This window comes from Pseudomonas sp. TH43 (genome assembly GCF_016650635.1).
Classification (GTDB): domain Bacteria; phylum Pseudomonadota; class Gammaproteobacteria; order Pseudomonadales; family Pseudomonadaceae; genus Aquipseudomonas.
The window spans coordinates 935,628-954,138 of the sequence record NZ_JAEKFI010000003.1 but is presented as its reverse complement, the minus strand read 5'-3'; the positions used below and the strand labels follow the sequence as shown (position 1 = coordinate 954,138).

General features: G+C 58.7%; 16 protein-coding genes. 15 read left to right on the top strand and 1 reads right to left on the bottom strand.

The window, feature by feature from the left end; translation table 11 throughout:
• Nucleotides 1-31 precede the first annotated feature (31 nt).
• From JFT81_RS14025 to ispD, 14 genes are all read left to right on the top strand, one after another.
• Nucleotides 32-535 carry an OmpH family outer membrane protein gene (locus JFT81_RS14025; RefSeq protein WP_007908849.1) on the top strand — a complete coding sequence of 168 codons (504 nt, stop codon included), beginning with the start codon at nucleotides 32-34 and terminating at the stop codon, nucleotides 533-535.
• Between the two features lie 3 nt (nucleotides 536-538).
• Entirely contained in the window at nucleotides 539-1,594 is a 1,056-nt protein-coding gene (gene lpxD, locus JFT81_RS14020; RefSeq protein ID WP_201227761.1) for a UDP-3-O-(3-hydroxymyristoyl)glucosamine N-acyltransferase, read from the top strand.
• A 106-nt stretch (nucleotides 1,595-1,700) separates the two neighbouring features.
• Nucleotides 1,701-2,141 (top strand): 3-hydroxyacyl-ACP dehydratase FabZ, encoded by a 441-nt coding sequence (fabZ, locus tag JFT81_RS14015; RefSeq protein ID WP_016771469.1) that lies wholly within the window; start codon nucleotides 1,701-1,703, stop codon nucleotides 2,139-2,141.
• The gene (gene lpxA / locus JFT81_RS14010) at nucleotides 2,138-2,914 is read left to right on the top strand and encodes an acyl-ACP--UDP-N-acetylglucosamine O-acyltransferase (protein WP_201227760.1); all 777 of its coding nucleotides are present in this window, start codon (nucleotides 2,138-2,140) and stop codon (nucleotides 2,912-2,914) included. The genes fabZ and lpxA overlap by 4 nt, the downstream gene beginning before the upstream one ends.
• 2 nt (nucleotides 2,915-2,916) lie before the next feature.
• On the top strand, nucleotides 2,917-4,047 hold the full coding sequence (lpxB, locus tag JFT81_RS14005; protein WP_201227759.1) for a lipid-A-disaccharide synthase: 1,131 nt from the start codon (nucleotides 2,917-2,919) through the stop codon (nucleotides 4,045-4,047).
• Between the two features lie 11 nt (nucleotides 4,048-4,058).
• A complete protein-coding gene (gene rnhB / locus JFT81_RS14000; protein ID WP_201228095.1) occupies nucleotides 4,059-4,685 on the top strand; it encodes a ribonuclease HII in 627 nt (208 codons plus the stop codon).
• A 76-nt stretch (nucleotides 4,686-4,761) separates the two neighbouring features.
• Nucleotides 4,762-8,283, top strand: a complete 3,522-nt coding sequence (dnaE, locus tag JFT81_RS13995; RefSeq protein WP_201227758.1) for a DNA polymerase III subunit alpha — start codon at nucleotides 4,762-4,764, stop codon at nucleotides 8,281-8,283.
• A 139-nt stretch (nucleotides 8,284-8,422) separates the two neighbouring features.
• The gene (locus tag JFT81_RS13990) at nucleotides 8,423-9,370 is read left to right on the top strand and encodes an acetyl-CoA carboxylase carboxyltransferase subunit alpha (RefSeq protein ID WP_016985086.1); all 948 of its coding nucleotides are present in this window, start codon (nucleotides 8,423-8,425) and stop codon (nucleotides 9,368-9,370) included.
• A gap of 132 nt (nucleotides 9,371-9,502) precedes the next feature.
• Nucleotides 9,503-10,831, top strand: coding sequence for a tRNA lysidine(34) synthetase TilS (gene tilS, locus JFT81_RS13985; protein ID WP_201227757.1), 1,329 nt, complete (start codon nucleotides 9,503-9,505; stop codon nucleotides 10,829-10,831).
• A gap of 274 nt (nucleotides 10,832-11,105) precedes the next feature.
• Nucleotides 11,106-12,737 carry a CTP synthase gene (locus tag JFT81_RS13980; protein ID WP_187679145.1) on the top strand — a complete coding sequence of 544 codons (1,632 nt, stop codon included), beginning with the start codon at nucleotides 11,106-11,108 and terminating at the stop codon, nucleotides 12,735-12,737.
• Between the two features lie 5 nt (nucleotides 12,738-12,742).
• Nucleotides 12,743-13,588, top strand: coding sequence for a 3-deoxy-8-phosphooctulonate synthase (gene kdsA, locus JFT81_RS13975; RefSeq protein ID WP_201146715.1), 846 nt, complete (start codon nucleotides 12,743-12,745; stop codon nucleotides 13,586-13,588).
• A 156-nt stretch (nucleotides 13,589-13,744) separates the two neighbouring features.
• Nucleotides 13,745-15,034 (top strand): phosphopyruvate hydratase, encoded by a 1,290-nt coding sequence (eno, locus tag JFT81_RS13970; protein ID WP_201227756.1) that lies wholly within the window; start codon nucleotides 13,745-13,747, stop codon nucleotides 15,032-15,034.
• A gap of 172 nt (nucleotides 15,035-15,206) precedes the next feature.
• A complete protein-coding gene (gene ftsB, locus JFT81_RS13965) occupies nucleotides 15,207-15,485 on the top strand; it encodes a cell division protein FtsB (protein WP_007908838.1) in 279 nt (92 codons plus the stop codon).
• On the top strand, nucleotides 15,482-16,189 hold the full coding sequence (ispD, locus tag JFT81_RS13960) for a 2-C-methyl-D-erythritol 4-phosphate cytidylyltransferase (protein ID WP_201227755.1): 708 nt from the start codon (nucleotides 15,482-15,484) through the stop codon (nucleotides 16,187-16,189). The genes ftsB and ispD overlap by 4 nt, the downstream gene beginning before the upstream one ends.
• 143 nt (nucleotides 16,190-16,332) lie before the next feature.
• On the opposite strand, the gene JFT81_RS13955 is transcribed toward ispD, so the two are convergent.
• Nucleotides 16,333-17,229, bottom strand: a complete 897-nt coding sequence (locus JFT81_RS13955; protein ID WP_201227754.1) for a LysR substrate-binding domain-containing protein — start codon at nucleotides 17,227-17,229, stop codon at nucleotides 16,333-16,335.
• 116 nt (nucleotides 17,230-17,345) lie between these two features.
• On the opposite strand from JFT81_RS13955, the gene JFT81_RS13950 reads away from it, so the two are divergent.
• Entirely contained in the window at nucleotides 17,346-18,458 is a 1,113-nt protein-coding gene (locus tag JFT81_RS13950; RefSeq protein WP_007908835.1) for an S-(hydroxymethyl)glutathione dehydrogenase/class III alcohol dehydrogenase, read from the top strand.
• Nucleotides 18,459-18,511 lie beyond the last annotated feature (53 nt).

Sequence of the window (18,511 nt, the reverse complement as noted above, 5' to 3'; positions counted from 1 at the left end):
ATAACGACAATGGATTTTGTAGGAGTGCATCGTGCGTAAGTTGACTCAATTGGTTCTCCTGGCCTCCTTGATGGTGGCAGGCCCGGCATTTGCCGACATGAAAATCGCCGTTCTGAACTATCAGATGGCACTGCTGGAATCCGACGCGGCGAAGAAATACGCCGTGGATGCCGAGAAGAAGTTCGGTCCGCAACTGACCAAACTGAAAACCCTGGAAAGCAGTGCCAAGGGTATTCAGGATCGTCTGATGGCCGGTGGCGACAAGATGCAGCAAGGTGAGCGTGAGCGTCTGGAGCTGGAATTCAAGCAAAAGGCCCGTGACTTCCAGTTCCAGTCCAAGGAATTGAACGAAGCCAAAGCTGTTGCCGACCGCGAAATGCTCAAGCAACTGAAGCCGAAACTGGATAGCGCAGTGGAAGAAGTCATCAAGAAAGGTGGTTTTGACCTGGTGTTCGAGCGTGGCGCAGTGATCGATGTCAAACCTCAGTACGACATCACGCGCCAGGTTATCGAGCGCATGAATCAGCTGAAGTAACCCATGACCGTGACTATCAAACTCGGCCAGTTGGCCGAGTTCCTCGGCGCCACCCTGCGTGGCGACCCGGAGAAGCAAATTACTGGGCTAGCCACTTTGCAAGAGGCTGGCCCAGCTCAGTTGAGCTTTCTGGCAAATCCTCAATATCGCAAATACCTGGCGGGTTCTCAGGCAGCAGCTCTGTTGCTCAAGGAAGCCGACGCCGAAGGTTTTGCCGGTAATGTGCTGGTGGTGCCGGATCCCTATCTGGCGTACGCGCGTATCTCCCACTTGTTCGATCCCAAGCCAAAAGCCACTGTGGGTATTCATCCCTCAGCGGTGATTGCGGCGGACGCAGTGGTTGATCCAAGCGCCAGCATCGGCCCTTTCGTGGTTATCGAAGCGGGTGCACGGATTGCTGCGCAAGTGACGCTGGGCGCGCATTGCTTTGTCGGTGCCCGCAGCGAAATTGGTGAGGGCGGCTGGCTTGCGCCGCGCGTAACGCTGTATCACGACGTGCGCATCGGCAAACGTGTGGTTATTCAGTCGGGTGCTGTACTCGGTGGTGAGGGCTTCGGCTTTGCCAACGAAAAAGGCATCTGGCAGAAAATCGCTCAGATCGGTGGCGTGACCATCGGCGACGATGTCGAAATCGGCGTGAATACTGCCATCGACCGCGGCGCACTGGCCGATACCGTGATCGGCAATGGTGTGAAACTCGACAACCAGATCCAGATCGCACACAACGTCCAGGTCGGTGATCACACCGCCATGGCCGCCTGCGTCGGGATCTCCGGCAGCACCAAAATCGGCAAGCATTGCATGCTCGCTGGCGGTGTTGGCCTGGTCGGTCACATTGACATTTGCGACAACGTTTTCCTGACCGGGATGACCATGGTGACCCACTCGATTACCGAGCCTGGCGCCTATTCTTCCGGCACAGCCATGCAACCGGCTGCCGAATGGCGCAAAAGCGCGGCACGCATCCGTCAGCTCGATGACATCGCGCGACGTTTGAAACAGCTGGAAAAGCGCGTAGGGGAAGTGACCCCTGACGGCAATGCTTCATCAGATGGCTGATACCATTTCCATATCAAGTGTGCACAGCCTCTAGACTGCCTCCTTGATTTGCTAGAGGAGTGCGCGTCAGTCGCGCTCCCAATCTTTACATAGGCTTCCCCCCGAAATGATGGACATCAACGAGATTCGCGAATACCTGCCTCACCGTTACCCGTTCCTGCTGGTGGACCGGGTGGTGGAACTGGACACTGAAGGCAAGCGCATTCGCGCCTACAAGAATGTCAGCATCAACGAACCGTTCTTCAATGGTCACTTCCCGGCGCATCCAATCATGCCAGGCGTTCTGATCATTGAGGCAATGGCTCAGGCTGCCGGGATCCTCGGTTTCAAAATGCTCGACGTCAAACCGGCCGACGGCACCCTGTATTACTTCGTCGGTTCCGACAAGCTGCGCTTCCGCCAGCCAGTCAAACCGGGCGACCAGTTGATTCTTGAAGCTACGTTCATCAGCTGCAAGCGCAAGATCTGGAAGTTCGAGTGCCAGGCTTCGGTTGACGGCAAACCGGTCTGCTCCGCCGAAATCATCTGTGCGGAACAAAAAGTATGAGTTTGATTGACCCTCGCGCAATCATCGATCCGTCGGCCATTCTGGCTGACGGCGTCGAGGTCGGCCCATGGTCGATCATCGGCGCAGGTGTGGAAATCGGCGAGGGTACCGTGATCGGGCCGCATGTAATCCTCAAAGGCCCGACCCGCATCGGCAAGCACAATCGCATCTACCAGTTTTCCTCGGTAGGCGAAGACACGCCCGATCTGAAGTACAAAGGTGAAGAAACCCGCCTGGTCATCGGTGACCACAATGTCATCCGTGAAGGCGTTACGATTCACCGTGGCACCGTTCAGGATCGCTCGGAAACCACGCTGGGCGATCACAACCTGGTCATGGCCTATGCCCACATCGGTCACGACAGCGTCATCGGCAACAACTGCATTCTGGTCAACAACACTGCGTTGGCCGGGCATGTGCACGTTGATGACTGGGCAATCCTCTCCGGTTTCACCCTGGTTCACCAGTACTGCCACATCGGCGCCCACAGCTTCTCCGGCATGGGCACCGCCATTGGCAAGGACGTTCCGGCATTCGTCACGGTGTTCGGCAATCCGGCGGAAGCGCGCAGCATGAACTTCGAAGGCATGCGCCGTCGCGGTTTCAGCGAAGACGCGATTCACACCCTGCGTCGCGCCTACAAAACCGTCTATCGCCAAGGACTGACGGTCGAGCAGGCACTGGCCGAACTGGCCGAACCTGCGGCTCAGTTCCCGGAAGTCGCGATATTCCGTGACTCCATTCAGTCGTCGACTCGCGGCATCACCCGCTGATCATGGCCAATCTGCGTATTGCGCTGGTGGCGGGTGAGGCTTCCGGTGACATTCTCGGCGCCGGTCTCATGCGCGCGCTCAAGAATCAGCATCCGGCGGTCGAGTTCATCGGTGTCGGCGGTCCGTTGATGCAGGCCGAGGGCCTGACTTCGTACTTTCCCATGGAGCGCTTGTCGGTCATGGGCCTGGTGGAAGTGCTCGGGCGCCTGCGCGAGCTGCTCAAGCGCCGCAAAGACCTGATCGCCACGCTGATCGCTGAAAAACCCGATGTATTCATCGGTATCGATGCCCCGGATTTCAACCTCAATATCGAACTCAAGCTGCGTCAGGCCGGGATCAAAACCGTGCATTACGTCAGTCCTTCGGTGTGGGCGTGGCGGCAGAAGCGCGTACTGAAGATCCGCGAAGGCTGCGATCTGATGCTTACGCTGTTGCCGTTTGAAGCCAAATTCTACGAAGAGAAAGGCGTTCCGGTGCGGTTTGTCGGTCACACGCTGGCCGATACCATCCCGCTGGAAGCTGATCGGGCTGCTGCGCGTGCTGAGTTGGGCTTGCCCGATGGGCCGCTGGTGGCGTTGATGCCGGGCAGCCGTGGCGGCGAAGTCGGCCGGCTGGGGGCACTTTTTCTCGATACCGCCGAGCGCCTGCGTGCCATGCGTCCGGGTTTGCGCTTCGTCATTCCGTGCGCCAATGCCGAGCGTCGCGCTCAGCTTGAAGAGCTGCTTGTCGGTCGCGATCTGCCGGTGACCTTGCTCGACGGCAAGTCGCATCTGGCCCTGGCTGCCTGCAATGCCGTGCTGATCGCCTCCGGCACAGCCACCCTTGAGGCGCTGTTATACAAGCGCCCGATGGTGGTGGCTTATCGTTTGGCGCCGCTGACGTTCTGGATCCTCAAGCGCATGGTCAAGAGCCCGTACGTGTCCTTGCCGAATCTGCTGGCCCAGCGTTTGCTGGTCCCGGAATTGTTGCAGGATGATGCGACGGTTGAGGCACTGGCGCAGACGCTGTCGCCCCTTATCGAAGGTGGTGAAGAACAGACGCGCGGCTTCGACGAAATCCATCGCACGCTGCGGCTGGACGCTTCCAATCAGGCGGCGGACGCCGTCCTTAACCTGATCGGTCAATCACGATGAGCAAGACAAGCATGCAAATGGGCCTGGATTTCACCTTGGTCGCCGAAGTCGAAGAGTTGGTGGCCGGCGTCGATGAAGTCGGTCGCGGTCCGTTGTGCGGTGCCGTGGTGACGGCAGCGGTGATCCTCGATCCGAATCGGCCGATTCTCGGTCTGAATGATTCCAAGAAACTCACCGAAGCCAGGCGCGAAAAGCTCTACGACGAGATTATCGAGAAATCCCTGAGTTGGTGCATCGCCCGCGCCGAAGTCGAAGAAATCGATGAGCTGAACATTTTGCACGCGACCATGCTCGCCATGCAGCGCGCGGTGGCCGGCCTGCACATCCAGCCGAAACTGGCGATGATCGACGGCAACCGCTGCCCCCAATTGCCGATGCGCGCCGAAGCGGTGGTGCAAGGCGACGGCAAGGTGCCGGCGATTGCTGCCGCGTCGATTCTGGCCAAAGTCAGCCGTGACCGTGAAATGGCCGCGTTTGAACTGATCTATCCGGGTTACGGCATCGGTGGTCACAAAGGCTACCCGACGCCCGTTCATCTGGAAGCGTTGGTGCGACTCGGCCCGACGCCGATTCACCGCCGCTCGTTTGCCCCGGTACGTCAGGCTTACGAGGCATTGGAAGGCCTGACGCAGGTTTAGTCGCAAGGCTGATGTTTTGTTCGAGGCCCGGTACAATCCGGGCCTTGTTGTCTCTATGTAACTGGACAGGATCACTATGCCGGCTTCATTCGTTCATCTACGCCTGCACACTGAATACTCGCTGGTCGACGGGCTGGTGCGGATCAAGCCGCTGGTTAAAGCGCTGACCGCCATGAACATGCCGGCGGTCGCGGTCACCGACCAGAACAACATGTGTTCGCTGGTCAAATTTTATAAAAACACCATGGGCGCAGGCATCAAGCCGATCTGCGGCGCCGACCTGTGGCTGTCGAACAAGGACCCGGACGCACCGCTGAGCCGGCTCAGCCTGCTGGTGATGAACGCCAAGGGTTATCGCAACCTGACTGAGTTGATCTCGCGCGGCTTCATCGAAGGCCAACGCAACGGCATGATCATTGTCGAGCGCCAGTGGGTCGCCGAAGCCAATGAAGGCCTGATCATGCTGTCCGCCGCCAAAGAAGGCGAGATCGGCATGGCCCTTATCGGTGGCAACCCGGCGGAAGCCGAAGCCTTGGCGCGCGAGTGGATGACGGTGTTCCCGGATCGTTTCTATCTGGAAATCCAGCGCACCAATCGCCCCAACGATGAAGAGCAACTGCACGGCGCTGTGGCACTGGCCGACAAACTCGGCGCGCCGCTGGTGGCGAGTAACGATGTGCGCTTCATCAAGCAGGAAGATTTTGCCGCCCACGAAACCCGCGTGTGCATCGGTGAGGGCCGCGCCCTCGACGATCCGCGGCGTTCGAAAAATTACAGCGACCAGCAATACCTGAAAAGCGCCGAGGAAATGATCGAGCTGTTCAGCGATATTCCCGACGCGATTGAAAACACCGTCGAGATCGCCAAACGCTGCAACATCGACGTGAAACTGGGCACGCACTTCCTGCCCAACTTCCCGATCCCCGATGGCATGACCATCGACGAATATTTCCGCAAAGTGTCGTTCGACGGTCTCGAAGAACGACTGGCGGTACTGCTGCCCAAAGACACCACCGAAGACTACGAAGCCAAGCGTCAGGTCTATGTCGACCGCTTGAATTTCGAGCTGGATATCATCATCCAGATGGGCTTCCCCGGTTACTTCCTCATCGTTATGGACTTTATCCAGTGGGCCAAGAGCAACGGCGTACCGGTAGGTCCGGGCCGTGGTTCGGGTGCCGGATCGCTGGTGGCCTACGTGCAGAAGATCACCGACCTCGACCCGCTGGAATACGACCTGCTGTTCGAACGTTTCCTTAACCCGGAACGGGTATCGATGCCCGACTTCGACGTCGACTTCTGCATGGACGGCCGTGACCGAGTCATCGATTACGTGGCCGAAAAGTACGGCCGCAACGCGGTAAGCCAGATCATCACGTTCGGTTCCATGGCCGCCAAGGCTGTGGTGCGGGACGTGGCGCGGGTGCAGGGCAAGTCCTACGGCTTGGCCGATCGTCTGTCGAAGATGATTCCGTTCGAAGTCGGCATGACCCTGGAAAAAGCCTACGAGCAGGAAGAAATCCTGCGTGACTTCATCAAGGTCGATGAAGAAGCGGCGGAAATCTGGGAGATGGCGCGCAAGCTTGAAGGCGTTGTGCGTAACGTCGGTAAACACGCCGGTGGCGTGGTGATCGCGCCGACCAAGCTGACCGACTTCTCGCCGATCTATTGCGACGAGGCCGGTGACGGCCTGGTAACCCAGTTCGACAAGGACGACGTTGAAGCCGCCGGTCTGGTGAAGTTCGACTTCCTCGGTCTGCGTACTCTGACGGTAATCGACTGGGCGCTGAAGACCATCAACCGCGACCGCGCCAAGGTCGACGAGCCGCCGCTGGACATCGCGTTCATTCCGCTCGACGACAAACCGACGTACACGCTGCTGCAAAAAGCAGAAACCACGGCGGTATTCCAGCTTGAGTCGCGAGGCATGAAAGAGCTGATCAAAAAGCTCAAGCCCGACTGCCTTGAAGACTTGATCGCACTCGTGGCCCTGTTCCGTCCGGGCCCGCTGCAATCGGGCATGGTTGATGACTTTATCAACCGTAAGCACGGTCGCGCCGAGTTGGCGTACCCGCACTCCGACTATCAGTACGAAGGCCTCAAGCCAGTATTGGCGCCAACGTACGGCATCATCCTGTATCAGGAACAGGTGATGCAGATTGCCCAGGTCATGGCCGGTTACACCCTCGGTGGTGCGGACATGCTGCGGCGGGCGATGGGTAAGAAAAAACCCGAAGAGATGGCCAAGCAGCGCGGCGGTTTCATTGAGGGTTGCAAGACCAACAATATCGACGCCGACCTCGCCGGTAACATTTTCGACCTGGTGGAAAAATTCGCCGGTTACGGCTTCAACAAGTCTCACTCCGCCGCTTACGGTCTGGTGTCGTATCAGACTGCCTGGCTGAAAACCCATTACCCGGCGCCGTTCATGGCCGCGGTACTGTCGGCGGACATGCACAACACCGACAAGGTCGTGACCTTGATCGAAGAAATTCGCACGATGAAGCTGCGTCTCGACGCGCCGGATGTGAATACTTCGGAGTTCAAGTTCACGGTGAACGACGATGGCCGCATTGTTTACGGCCTCGGCGCGATCAAAGGCGTTGGTGAAGGCCCGGTCGAGGCGATCACCGAAGCGCGTCAGGCCGGTCCGTTCAAGGATCTGTTCGACTTCTGCGCGCGGGTCGACCTCAAACGCATCAACAAGCGCACCCTCGACGGTCTGATCCGCAGCGGTGCACTGGATCGTCTCGGCCCGTTCTTCCACGATGAGCAAAAGGCTTACCAGGCCAACATCGACCGTAACCGTGCTGTGTTGCTGGCGGCGATGGAAGAAGCGATCAAGTCGGCTGAACAGACCGCGCGCACTCACGACAGTGGTCACAGCGATCTGTTTGGCGGGTTGTTTGTCGAGGAAGACGCCGACGTTTACGCCGTGCATCGCAAGGCCAAGGAGATGACCCTCAAGGAGCGCCTCAAAGGTGAGAAAGACACCTTGGGCCTGTACCTGACCGGTCACCCGATCGATGAATACGAAGGCGAGATTCGCCGTTTCGCCCGTCAACGCATCATCGACCTGAAGCCTGCGCGCGATACCCAGACCGTGGCGGGGATGATCATTGCCCTGCGCGTGATGAAGAACAAAAAGGGCGACAAGATGGGCTTCATCACCCTCGACGACCGCTCCGGGCGAATCGAGGCGTCGCTGTTTGCCGAAGCTTTCCATTCCGCGCAGTCGCTGTTACAGACCGACGCGATGGTGGTGGTCGAAGGCGAAGTCAGTAACGACGACTTCTCCGGTGGCCTGCGTCTGCGGGTCAAGCGCGTGATGAGCATGGAAGATGCGCGCACCAACCTCGCCGAAAGCCTGCGCCTGAAGTTGCAAACCCAGGACCTGAAAGGCGATCAGCTACGCTGGCTGGGGGATTTGCTCAAGCGCCATCGCGGTGCATGCCCGATCACCATGGAGTACACCAGCCCGGATGCGAAGACCTTGCTGCAGTTCGGCGAGACCTGGCGAATCGACCCGGCAGATGCCTTGATTCAGGCTCTGCGTGACCAGTTCGGGCGAGACAACGTCTTCCTCCAATACCGTTGACCGGCGAGCGCCATCATGGCGCCCGCCCGCAACCTGAATTTTTAATCTCGACCTCAGCGCGCCTCTCCCTTAAGGTAGGGCGCGAATAGACAACCGGCCGGCCCAAGCTCATTTGGGACACGACCCAAGACGGACGCCTATGAACCCGAATTTTCTAGATTTCGAACAGCCGATCGCCGACCTGCAAGCCAAGATCGAAGAGTTGCGCTTGGTCGGTAATGACAATTCGCTGAATATCGGCGATGAGATCTCCCGCCTGCAGGACAAGAGCAAAACGCTGACCGAAGACATCTTTGGCAAGCTGACCAGCTGGCAGATCGCTCGCCTGGCGCGTCACCCGAAACGCCCGTACACCCTGGACTACATCGAGCACATCTTCACCGAGTTCGACGAACTGCACGGCGACCGTCACTTCTCCGACGACGCTGCAATCGTTGGTGGTATTGCTCGTCTGGACGACCAGCCGGTGATGATCATCGGTCACCAGAAGGGCCGCGAAGTGCGCGAGAAGGTACGCCGCAACTTCGGTATGCCGCGTCCGGAAGGCTACCGCAAGGCCTGCCGCCTGATGGAAATGGCCGAGCGCTTCAAAATGCCGATCCTGACCTTCATCGACACTCCGGGTGCTTACCCAGGTATCGACGCTGAAGAGCGCAACCAGAGCGAAGCCATCGCCTGGAACCTGCGTGTGATGTCGCGTCTGAAGACCCCGATCATCGCCACCGTCATCGGTGAAGGTGGTTCCGGCGGTGCTCTGGCGATTGGCGTCTGCGATCAGCTGAACATGCTGCAGTACTCGACCTACGCGGTGATCTCGCCGGAAGGTTGCGCATCGATTCTGTGGAAAACCGCCGAAAAAGCACCGGATGCTGCCGAAGCGATGGGCATCACCGCCGAGCGCCTGAAAGGCCTGGGTATCGTCGACAAGGTGATCGGCGAGCCTCTGGGCGGTGCGCACCGTGATCCGGCGACTGCTGCCGCATCGATCCGTGCGGAGCTGAGCTCGCAACTGGCGATGCTGAAGAAGTTCGATAACGAAGCACTGCTGAAGCGCCGTTATGATCGACTGATGAGCTACGGCCTCTAAGTCGAAGCGCGATACCCATGTGGGAGCGAGCCTGCTCGCGAAAGCGGTATAACACTCGACGAATGAGTTGAATGTTAAACCGTCTTCGCGAGCAGGCTCGCTCCCACATTTGTTTGGGGCAAAGAGATAGCTATGGGTCAGTCCATGATTGATTTGCCTTCACGGCTTTTGCGCAACCTGGAGCCTTGGCGCAACGCCGCGCATTGGCGCATCGCCTTCTCCGGTGGTCTCGATTCCACCGTCCTGCTGCATCTGCTTGCTCAACTCGCCAAAACCGAACCCCTCCCGACGCTCAGTGCTATCCATATCCATCACGGCCTCCAGGCTGCGGCTGATGCGTGGCCGCAACATTGCCAGTCCGTCTGCGATGCGCTGGGTGTGCCGTTGCGGATCGAACGGGTGACTGTGAAACCCGGAGCAAGTCTGGAGCAGGCAGCGCGGGATGCGCGATATGCGGTGTTCAGTGCGCTTACGCAAGTTGATGACGTACTGCTGACCGGTCAGCATCGCGATGATCAAGCGGAAACGCTGTTGTTCCGGTTATTGCGTGGCGCTGGCGTGCGCGGGTTGTCAGGGATGCCGAAGCAACGACCGGTGGGGCAGGGCACGTTGATTCGTCCGTTGCTGGATGTCTCGCGGGCCGAGCTGGAAGCTTATGCGCAGGCTCAGCAATTGCAGTGGATAGAAGACCCGTCGAATCAGGACCGGCAATTTTCGCGCAACTACCTGCGTCATCAAGTCATGCCGCTGCTGACCGGGCGCTGGCCGCAAGCGCAGGCGAGCATGGCCCGCAGCGCCGCGCATCTGCGTGAGGCGCAAGGCTTGCTTGATGAGTTGGCAAAAATCGATCTGGCGCAGGCCGCGACGGCTCATGATTTCCAATGGCTGGGATTGCCGTCGCTTGAGCTGGCGCCGCTCGCAGCGCTCTCCGCAGCCCGCCAGCGAAATGCTCTCGGTCATTGGCTCGAGCCGTTGACTCGACTACCTGAGACTGACCATTGGTCGGGTTGGTCGAGTCTGTGCGAAGCCGCTGGCGATGCTTCACCCCTCTGGCGTCTGGCCGATGGCCAGTTGCATCGCAGCGCCGGTCGTGTGTGGTGGCTCAGTGGCGACTGGCTGCGCGCGCCAGTGATCGGCGCTGAGTGGCAGGCGCCATCTTCAGCGCTACGCTTGCCCGATAACGGGTGTGTCATGTTCAGCGGGCAGACTCCTTGCGGGCCATTGCACATCGCTTATCGTCAGGGCGGTGAAGTGCTGCATCTGGCTGATCGCGGCCACCGCGACCTCAAGCGCCTGCTCAACGAGCGTGCCGTGCCGAGCTTCCTGCGTGGCAGATTGCCGCTGCTGTTTCGCGGTGCAGAATTGCTCGCGGTGGCGAACCTGCCGAGTCTTGATGGCAATGTGCGGGAAGGCTGGAAATTGCATTGGCAGCCAACAGACGAAGATCAAGGTTTGAGATGAAAGGGGCATTCCGGTAGACTACGCTCCCTTCTTGATACAACTTCTGTGGATTCGCCTGAATTGCAGGAGTTGCCGATTACCAAGCAGTCTTTGCTGGGCGATTCCAAAAAATGTGTAGCGAGCAACGTACCGGTGTTTCCACTGCCGGTCTGTCCCAACGCGGCGGTTTTTTTGAAAGGTGCACTGTGATTAATGCAGGTGATCGGGGGCTTCGGCCTTCCTTCGCTTTCCCCGGCGGCTCGGACCGCTTTAACGCAGACTTCTAGGGTTTTTCATGACGCGCTACATATTCGTCACGGGCGGTGTTGTTTCTTCTTTGGGGAAAGGCATTGCATCGGCTTCATTGGCAGCCATCCTGGAGGCGCGGGGACTTAAGGTCACCATGCTGAAGCTGGATCCGTACATCAACGTTGACCCGGGCACCATGAGCCCGTTCCAGCACGGTGAAGTGTTCGTCACCCACGACGGCGCCGAGACCGACCTGGACCTGGGCCACTACGAGCGGTTCATCCGCACGACCATGACCCAGAACAACAACTTCACCACGGGCCGTGTCTACGAGCACGTGCTGCGCAAAGAGCGCCGTGGTGACTACCTGGGTGCAACCATCCAGGTGATTCCGCACATCACCGACGAAATCAAGCGCCGCATCATCAAGGGTGCCGGTGACGCTGACGTGGCGATGGTTGAAATCGGTGGCACCGTCGGTGACATCGAGTCGCAACCGTTCCTCGAAGCCATCCGTCAACTGCGTTTCGAAGTCGGCGCCAAGCGCGCGATGCTGATGCACCTGACGCTGGTGCCGTACATCGCCACCGCTGGCGAGACCAAGACCAAGCCAACTCAGCACTCGGTAAAAGAGCTGCGTTCGATCGGCCTGCAGCCAGACGTGCTGGTGTGCCGTTCCGATCACCCGATCGACATCTCGTCGCGTCGCAAGATCGCTCAGTTCACCAACGTTGAAGAACGTGCGGTGATTGCGCTGGAAGACGCCGACACCATCTACAAGATCCCGGGCATTCTGCACTCGCAGGGTCTGGACGATTTCGTCGTTGAGCGTTTCGGTCTGCAATGCGGCAGCGCTGATCTGTCCGAGTGGGAAGCGGTGGTTGACGCCAAGCTGAACCCGGAGCACGAAGTGACCATCGCGATGGTCGGCAAGTACATGGAACTGCTGGACGCCTACAAGTCGCTGATCGAAGCGATGAGTCACGCCGGCATCAGCAACCGCACCAAGGTCAACCTGCGCTACATCGATTCCGAAGACATCGAAAATCAGGGCACTGCGCTGCTCGAAGGTGTCGACGCGATTCTCGTACCGGGCGGCTTCGGTCTGCGTGGCGTGGAAGGCAAGATCACTGCCGTTCAATACGCTCGCGAAAACAAGGTTCCGTACCTGGGCATCTGCCTCGGCATGCAAGTGGCGGTCATCGAATTTGCCCGTAACGTGATGGGCTGGAAAGACGCCAACTCCACCGAGTTCGACCGCGCCAGCGGCCACCCGGTTGTGGGTCTGATCACCGAGTGGGAAGACGCGACCGGCGCCGTTGAAGTGCGTACCGAAACGTCCGATCTGGGCGGCACCATGCGCCTTGGCGCTCAGGATTGCCTGCTCGAAGCCGGCTCCAAGGTGCACGATTGCTACGGCAAGGACGTGATCGTCGAGCGTCACCGTCACCGTTACGAAGTGAACAACAACCTGCTGCCACAAATCATCGAAGCCGGCCTGAAAATCTCCGGTCGTTCCGCTGATGCAGCCTTGGTTGAAGTGGTTGAAGCACCGGATCATCCATGGTTCGTCGCCTGCCAGTTCCACCCTGAGTTCACCTCGACACCACGCGATGGCCATCCGCTGTTCAGCGGTTTCGTCAAAGCAGCGTTGGCTCAACACCAGAAGAAGGCGTAAACCCGATGGCACAGAAGATCATCCGCGTCGGCGACATCGAGATTGCCAACGACAAACCCATGGTGCTGTTCGGCGGCATGAACGTGCTGGAAAGCCGCGACATGGCCATGCAGGTTTGCGAAGAGTACGTGAAGGTCACCGAGAAACTCGGTATCCCTTACGTGTTCAAGGCCAGTTTCGACAAGGCCAACCGGTCTTCTGTGACCTCGTATCGTGGTCCTGGCCTGGAAGAGGGCATGCGCATCTTCCAGGACATCAAACAAGCCTTCGGCGTGCCGATTATCACCGACGTTCACGAGCCTGAGCAGGCCGCGGTCGTCGCTGAAATCTGCGACATCATTCAACTGCCGGCCTTCCTGTCGCGCCAGACCGATCTGGTCGTTGCGATGGCCAAGACCAATGCAGTCATCAACATCAAGAAAGCCCAGTTCCTCGCCCCTCAGGAAATGAAACACATCCTGAACAAGTGCGTGGAAGCGGGTAACGATCAATTGATCCTCTGCGAGCGTGGTTCGAGCTTCGGCTACAACAACCTCGTTGTCGACATGCTCGGCTTCGGCATCATGAAGCAGTTCGAGTATCCGGTATTCTTCGACGTGACCCACGCGCTGCAAATGCCTGGCGGTCGTTCCGACTCCGCTGGCGGTCGCCGTGCGCAGGTTCTGGATCTGGCCAAGGCTGGCATGAGCCAGGCGCTGGCCGGTCTGTTCCTCGAAGCTCACCCGGATCCGGACAATGCCAAATGCGACGGCCCTTGCGCCTTGCGTCTGGACAAACTGGAGCCATTCCTGGCCCAGCTCAAAGCGTTGGACGAACTGGTGAAGAGTTTTCCGACGGTAGAAACCGCGTAACACTCAATTCTCCGGTAAAGTACCGCACGATTTGTCGCACATGCCCTCGGGCATGTGCGTTGTCGTCTGCAAGCTGCCCGCTGCACACCACTTGCCGACGGTAAAAAGATTTCCTCTAGCTGCGTCGTTTTCGTCAACTTTGGAGTGTTTACAACAATGGCAAAAATCGTCGACATCAAAGGTCGTGAAGTTCTCGACTCCCGTGGCAATCCCACCGTGGAAGCGGACGTGCTTCTCGACAACGGCATCATCGGCAGCGCTTGCGCGCCGTCCGGTGCATCCACTGGCTCGCGTGAAGCGCTCGAGCTGCGTGATGGCGACAAGAGCCGTTACCTGGGCAAGGGCGTGCTCAAAGCGGTAGCCAACATCAACGGTCCGATCCGTGATCTGCTGCTGGGCACCGACCCAAGCGACCAGAAAGCTCTGGATCACGCGATGATCAAGCTCGACGGTACTGAAAACAAAGGTTCCCTGGGCGCCAACGCGATCCTCGCCGTTTCCCTGGCTGCGGCCAAGGCTGCTGCGCAGGACCAGGACCTGCCACTGTACGCTCACATCGCCAACCTGAACGGCACCCCTGGCGTGTACTCGATGCCGGTTCCGATGATGAACATCATCAACGGTGGCGAGCACGCCGATAACAACGTCGACATCCAGGAATTCATGGTTCAGCCAGTTGGCGCCAAGTCTTTCTCGGAAGGTCTGCGTATGGGCACCGAGATTTTCCATCACTTGAAAGCTGTGCTGAAGGCCCGCGGCCTGAACACTGCCGTTGGCGACGAAGGGGGGTTCGCACCCAACCTGGCGTCCAACGAAGACGCTTTGAAAGTGATCTCGGAAGCTGTGGCCAACGCCGGTTATACGCTGGGCACCGACGTGACCCTGGCACTCGACTGCGCGGCCAGCGAATTCTACGAAGACGGCAAATACAACCTGGCCGGTGAAGGGCATGTGTTCACCTCCGAAGGTTTTGCTGATTACCTGAAAGGCCTGACCGAGCGCTATCCGATCATCTCCATCGAAGATGGCCTGGATGAATCCGACTGGGCTGGCTGGAAAGTCCTCACCGACAAGATCGGCGAGAAAATCCAACTTGTCGGCGACGATCTGTTCGTGACCAACACCAAGATCCTGAAAGAAGGCATCGATAAAAAGATCGCCAACTCGATCCTGATCAAGTTCAACCAGATCGGCACCCTGACCGAAACCCTGGAAGCCATCCAGATGGCCAAGGCTGCCGGTTACACCGCGGTGATCTCGCACCGTTCGGGCGAAACCGAAGATTCGACCATCGCCGACCTGGCTGTGGGCACCTCGGCTGGCCAGATCAAGACCGGTTCGCTGTGCCGTTCCGACCGCGTTTCCAAGTACAACCAACTGCTGCGTATCGAAGAGCAGTTGAATGGCAAAGCCAAATACAACGGTCGTAGCGAATTCCGCGGTTAAGCGGAAACTGATAAAAGGACACCGGATTGTGTCGAAAAAGTCGTGACAGCGATGGATTTGCCACTAATCTGATGCCTTAACAGCACAAGCCTGGATCTTTCCAGGCTTCGTGCTATCAGATGCTTCAAAGTTTTAGCGTGGCTGTCTTTTTTCACTGGATACCTGATATTCGATGCGCAGTCCTTACTGGTTGTTTCTCGTTTTGCTCTTGCTGCTGGCCGGTCTGCAGTACCGCCTGTGGGTGGGCAATGGCAGTCTGGCGCAGGTCGCCGAGCTGAATCAGCAGATTGCTGATCAACATGCCGAGAACGAGGGTTTGCTGGAGCGCAACCGAGTGATGGACGCTGAAGTCAGTGAGCTGAAAAAAGGCATGGAGACCGTTGAAGAACGGGCTCGTCACGAGTTGGGCATGGTCAAGGACGGCGAAACCCTTTACCAGTTGGCCCAATGATCAATTCTCTGCCGGCCTTCTGGGCCGTGATTCCTGCCGCGGGCGTCGGTGCCCGAATGGCCGCGGACCGTCCCAAGCAGTACTTGCAACTGGGCGGGCGCACAATTCTCGAACACAGCCTCGGCTGTTTCCTCGATCACCCGAGCCTCCGAGGCCTGGTGGTCAGTCTTGCTGTCGATGATCCTTATTGGCCGAACCTGGCGAGCGCCAGCGATCCGCGTATTCAGCGGGTTGAGGGCGGTGCCGAGCGTTCAGGCTCGGTGCTCAATGCCTTGCTGCACCTACATGCGCAGGGTGCCGACGATGAAGATTGGGTGCTGGTACACGATGCGGCGCGGCCGAACCTCAGTCGTGAGGATCTGGACAAATTGCTGGATGAACTGGCGGATGACCCGGTGGGCGGTTTGCTGGCGGTGCCTGCGCGTGACACGCTGAAGCGCGTCGACAAAAATGGTCGCGTGCTTGAGACCGTGGATCGTAGCGTGATCTGGCAGGCGTACACGCCGCAGATGTTTCGACTGGGTGCTTTGCATCGGGCGTTGGCGGACAGTCTGGTTGCTGATGCGGTGATTACCGATGAGGCTTCAGCGATGGAGTGGGCGGGGCTGGCGCCGCGACTGATTGAAGGGCGGGCGGATAATCTCAAGGTGACCCGGCCGGAAGATCTCGAATGGTTGCGCCAGCGTTGGGCGAATCGCCGCTAAGTGCTGTAGAGCCTGTCAGATTGCCTTCGCTAGCAGTCTCGCTCCCACCTTTGAATTACGCCGAACACGATTTTTGTATCCACCGGAGATCCCCTGTGGGAGCGAGCCTGCTCGCGAAGGCGCCTCCACAGACAACGCAACACTCAGCACCGATATTCGGGCCTCTTGGCCAACCCTTCCTTAAGAAAATCCACCAACTTGCGCACCTTCGGCGACAGATGCCGCTGCTGCGGATACAGCGCCCACACCGCCGTATTCGGCGGCTGATGCGCCTCCAGCAACGAAATCAGCGCACCACTGTGCAGATGCTCCAGCACGTAATAGTCCGGCAACTGACACAACCCCACACCCTGTAACGCCGCATCCAGCACTGCTTGCCCACTGTTGCAGCGCCAGTTGCCCTGCACTCGTTGGGAAAACTCCCGCCCGTTTTGCTCAAGCTGCCAGATGTCCGTGCTGCCGATCAGGCAATTGTGCCGACTCAATTCCGACAAGCTGTGTGGGCGACCGTACCGTTCCAGATAGGACGGCGATGCACACAGGTACATGCGCCGAGGCGCCAGCCGAGTAGCGACCAACCGCGAATCCTGCAGTCGGCCCAGTCGAATCGCCAGATCCAGCCCTTCATGCACCAGATCGAGTTGGCGGTTGCTCAATTCGATATCGATGCGCAACTGCGGATACAGCCCCATGAACCTTGTCACCAGCGGCACGATAAATCGCTCGCCGTAAGCCACCGCGCAGGTCATGCGCAACATGCCTTTCGGTTCGCTGGTCAGGTCGCCGACGGCGCGCAATGCTTCCTCGCGACCATCCTGCAAGCGCTGGCAATGCTGCAGGAACGTCTGGCCGGCCTCGGTCAGCGTCACTCGACGGGTACTGCGATACAGCAGGCGCGTTTGTAAACGTTCTTCCAGTCGTACGATTTGTCGACTGATGTGCGAGGAAGAAACCCCGAGGCGTTCGGCCGCGGCGGTGAACTGGCTGCATTCGGCGACGGCGACGAACTCGTCAATGCCTTCCCAGCGATTTTCGGACATCGGGATTATCCCTGTATGGCAATAATGTTTTGCTTTTGGCCGGATTATTCATCGTCTGGCCATGTATTACACTCTTGTCTGGTTTTTTTATTCAATGGATTCACTGGAGAGTCAGCATGATCAAGTCGCGCGCCGCCGTTGCCTTCGAGGCCAAAAAGCCGCTGGAAATCGTAGAAGTCGATGTCGCCATGCCCAAGGCCGGTGAAGTGTTGCTGCGCGTGGTGGCTTCCGGGGTTTGCCACACCGACGCCTACACCTTGTCCGGCGCTGACCCGGAAGGCATCTTCCCGTCGATCCTCGGCCACGAAGGTGGCGCCATCGTTGAGGCTATCGGTGAGGGCGTGACCTCGGTTGCCGTCGGCGATCACGTCATTCCGCTGTACACCCCGGAATGCGGCCAGTGCAAATTCTGCAAGTCGGGCAAGACCAACCTGTGTCAGGCCATTCGTGCAACTCAGGGCAAAGGCCTGATGCCGGACGGTACTTCGCGTTTTTCCTACAAGGGCGAGACGATTTTCCACTACATGGGTACTTCGACATTCTCGGAATACACCGTGCTGCCGGAAATTTCCGTGGCCAAGATCTCTAAAGACGCGCCGCTGGAAAAGGTCTGCCTGCTGGGCTGTGGCGTCACCACTGGTATCGGTGCGGTGCTCAACACCGCCAAGGTCAAGCCAGGTGACACCGTGGCTATTTTCGGTCTGGGCGGCATCGGTCTGTCTGCAGTGATCGGTGCAGTGAAAGCCAAGGCTGCGCGCATCATTGCTATCGACATCAACCCGGCCAAGTTCGAAATCGCCAAGCAACTCGGTGCAACCGACTGCGTGAACCCGAAAGATTTCGATCGTCCGATCCAGGAAGTGATCGTCGACATGACGGACGGCGGCGTCGACTTCTCGTTCGAGTGCATCGGCAATGTTCAACTGATGCGCGCGGCGCTTGAGTGCTGCCACAAAGGCTGGGGCGAGTCGGTGATCATCGGTGTGGCCGGTGCCGGTCAGGAAATTGCTACGCGTCCTTTCCAGTTGGTCACCGGTCGTGTCTGGCGCGGTTCGGCATTCGGCGGCGTGCGCGGTCGTACCGAGTTGCCAAGCTACGTCGACATGGCGCAAAGCGGCGAGATTCCGCTGGATACTTTCATTACCCACACCATGGGTCTGGAAGACATTAACAAGGCGTTCGACCTGATGCACGAAGGCAAGAGCATCCGTACCGTCATTCATTTCTGATCAATCGCCGGGATATGGCGACACGTCGTGAAGGCGTGTTGCCGTGACCGCGT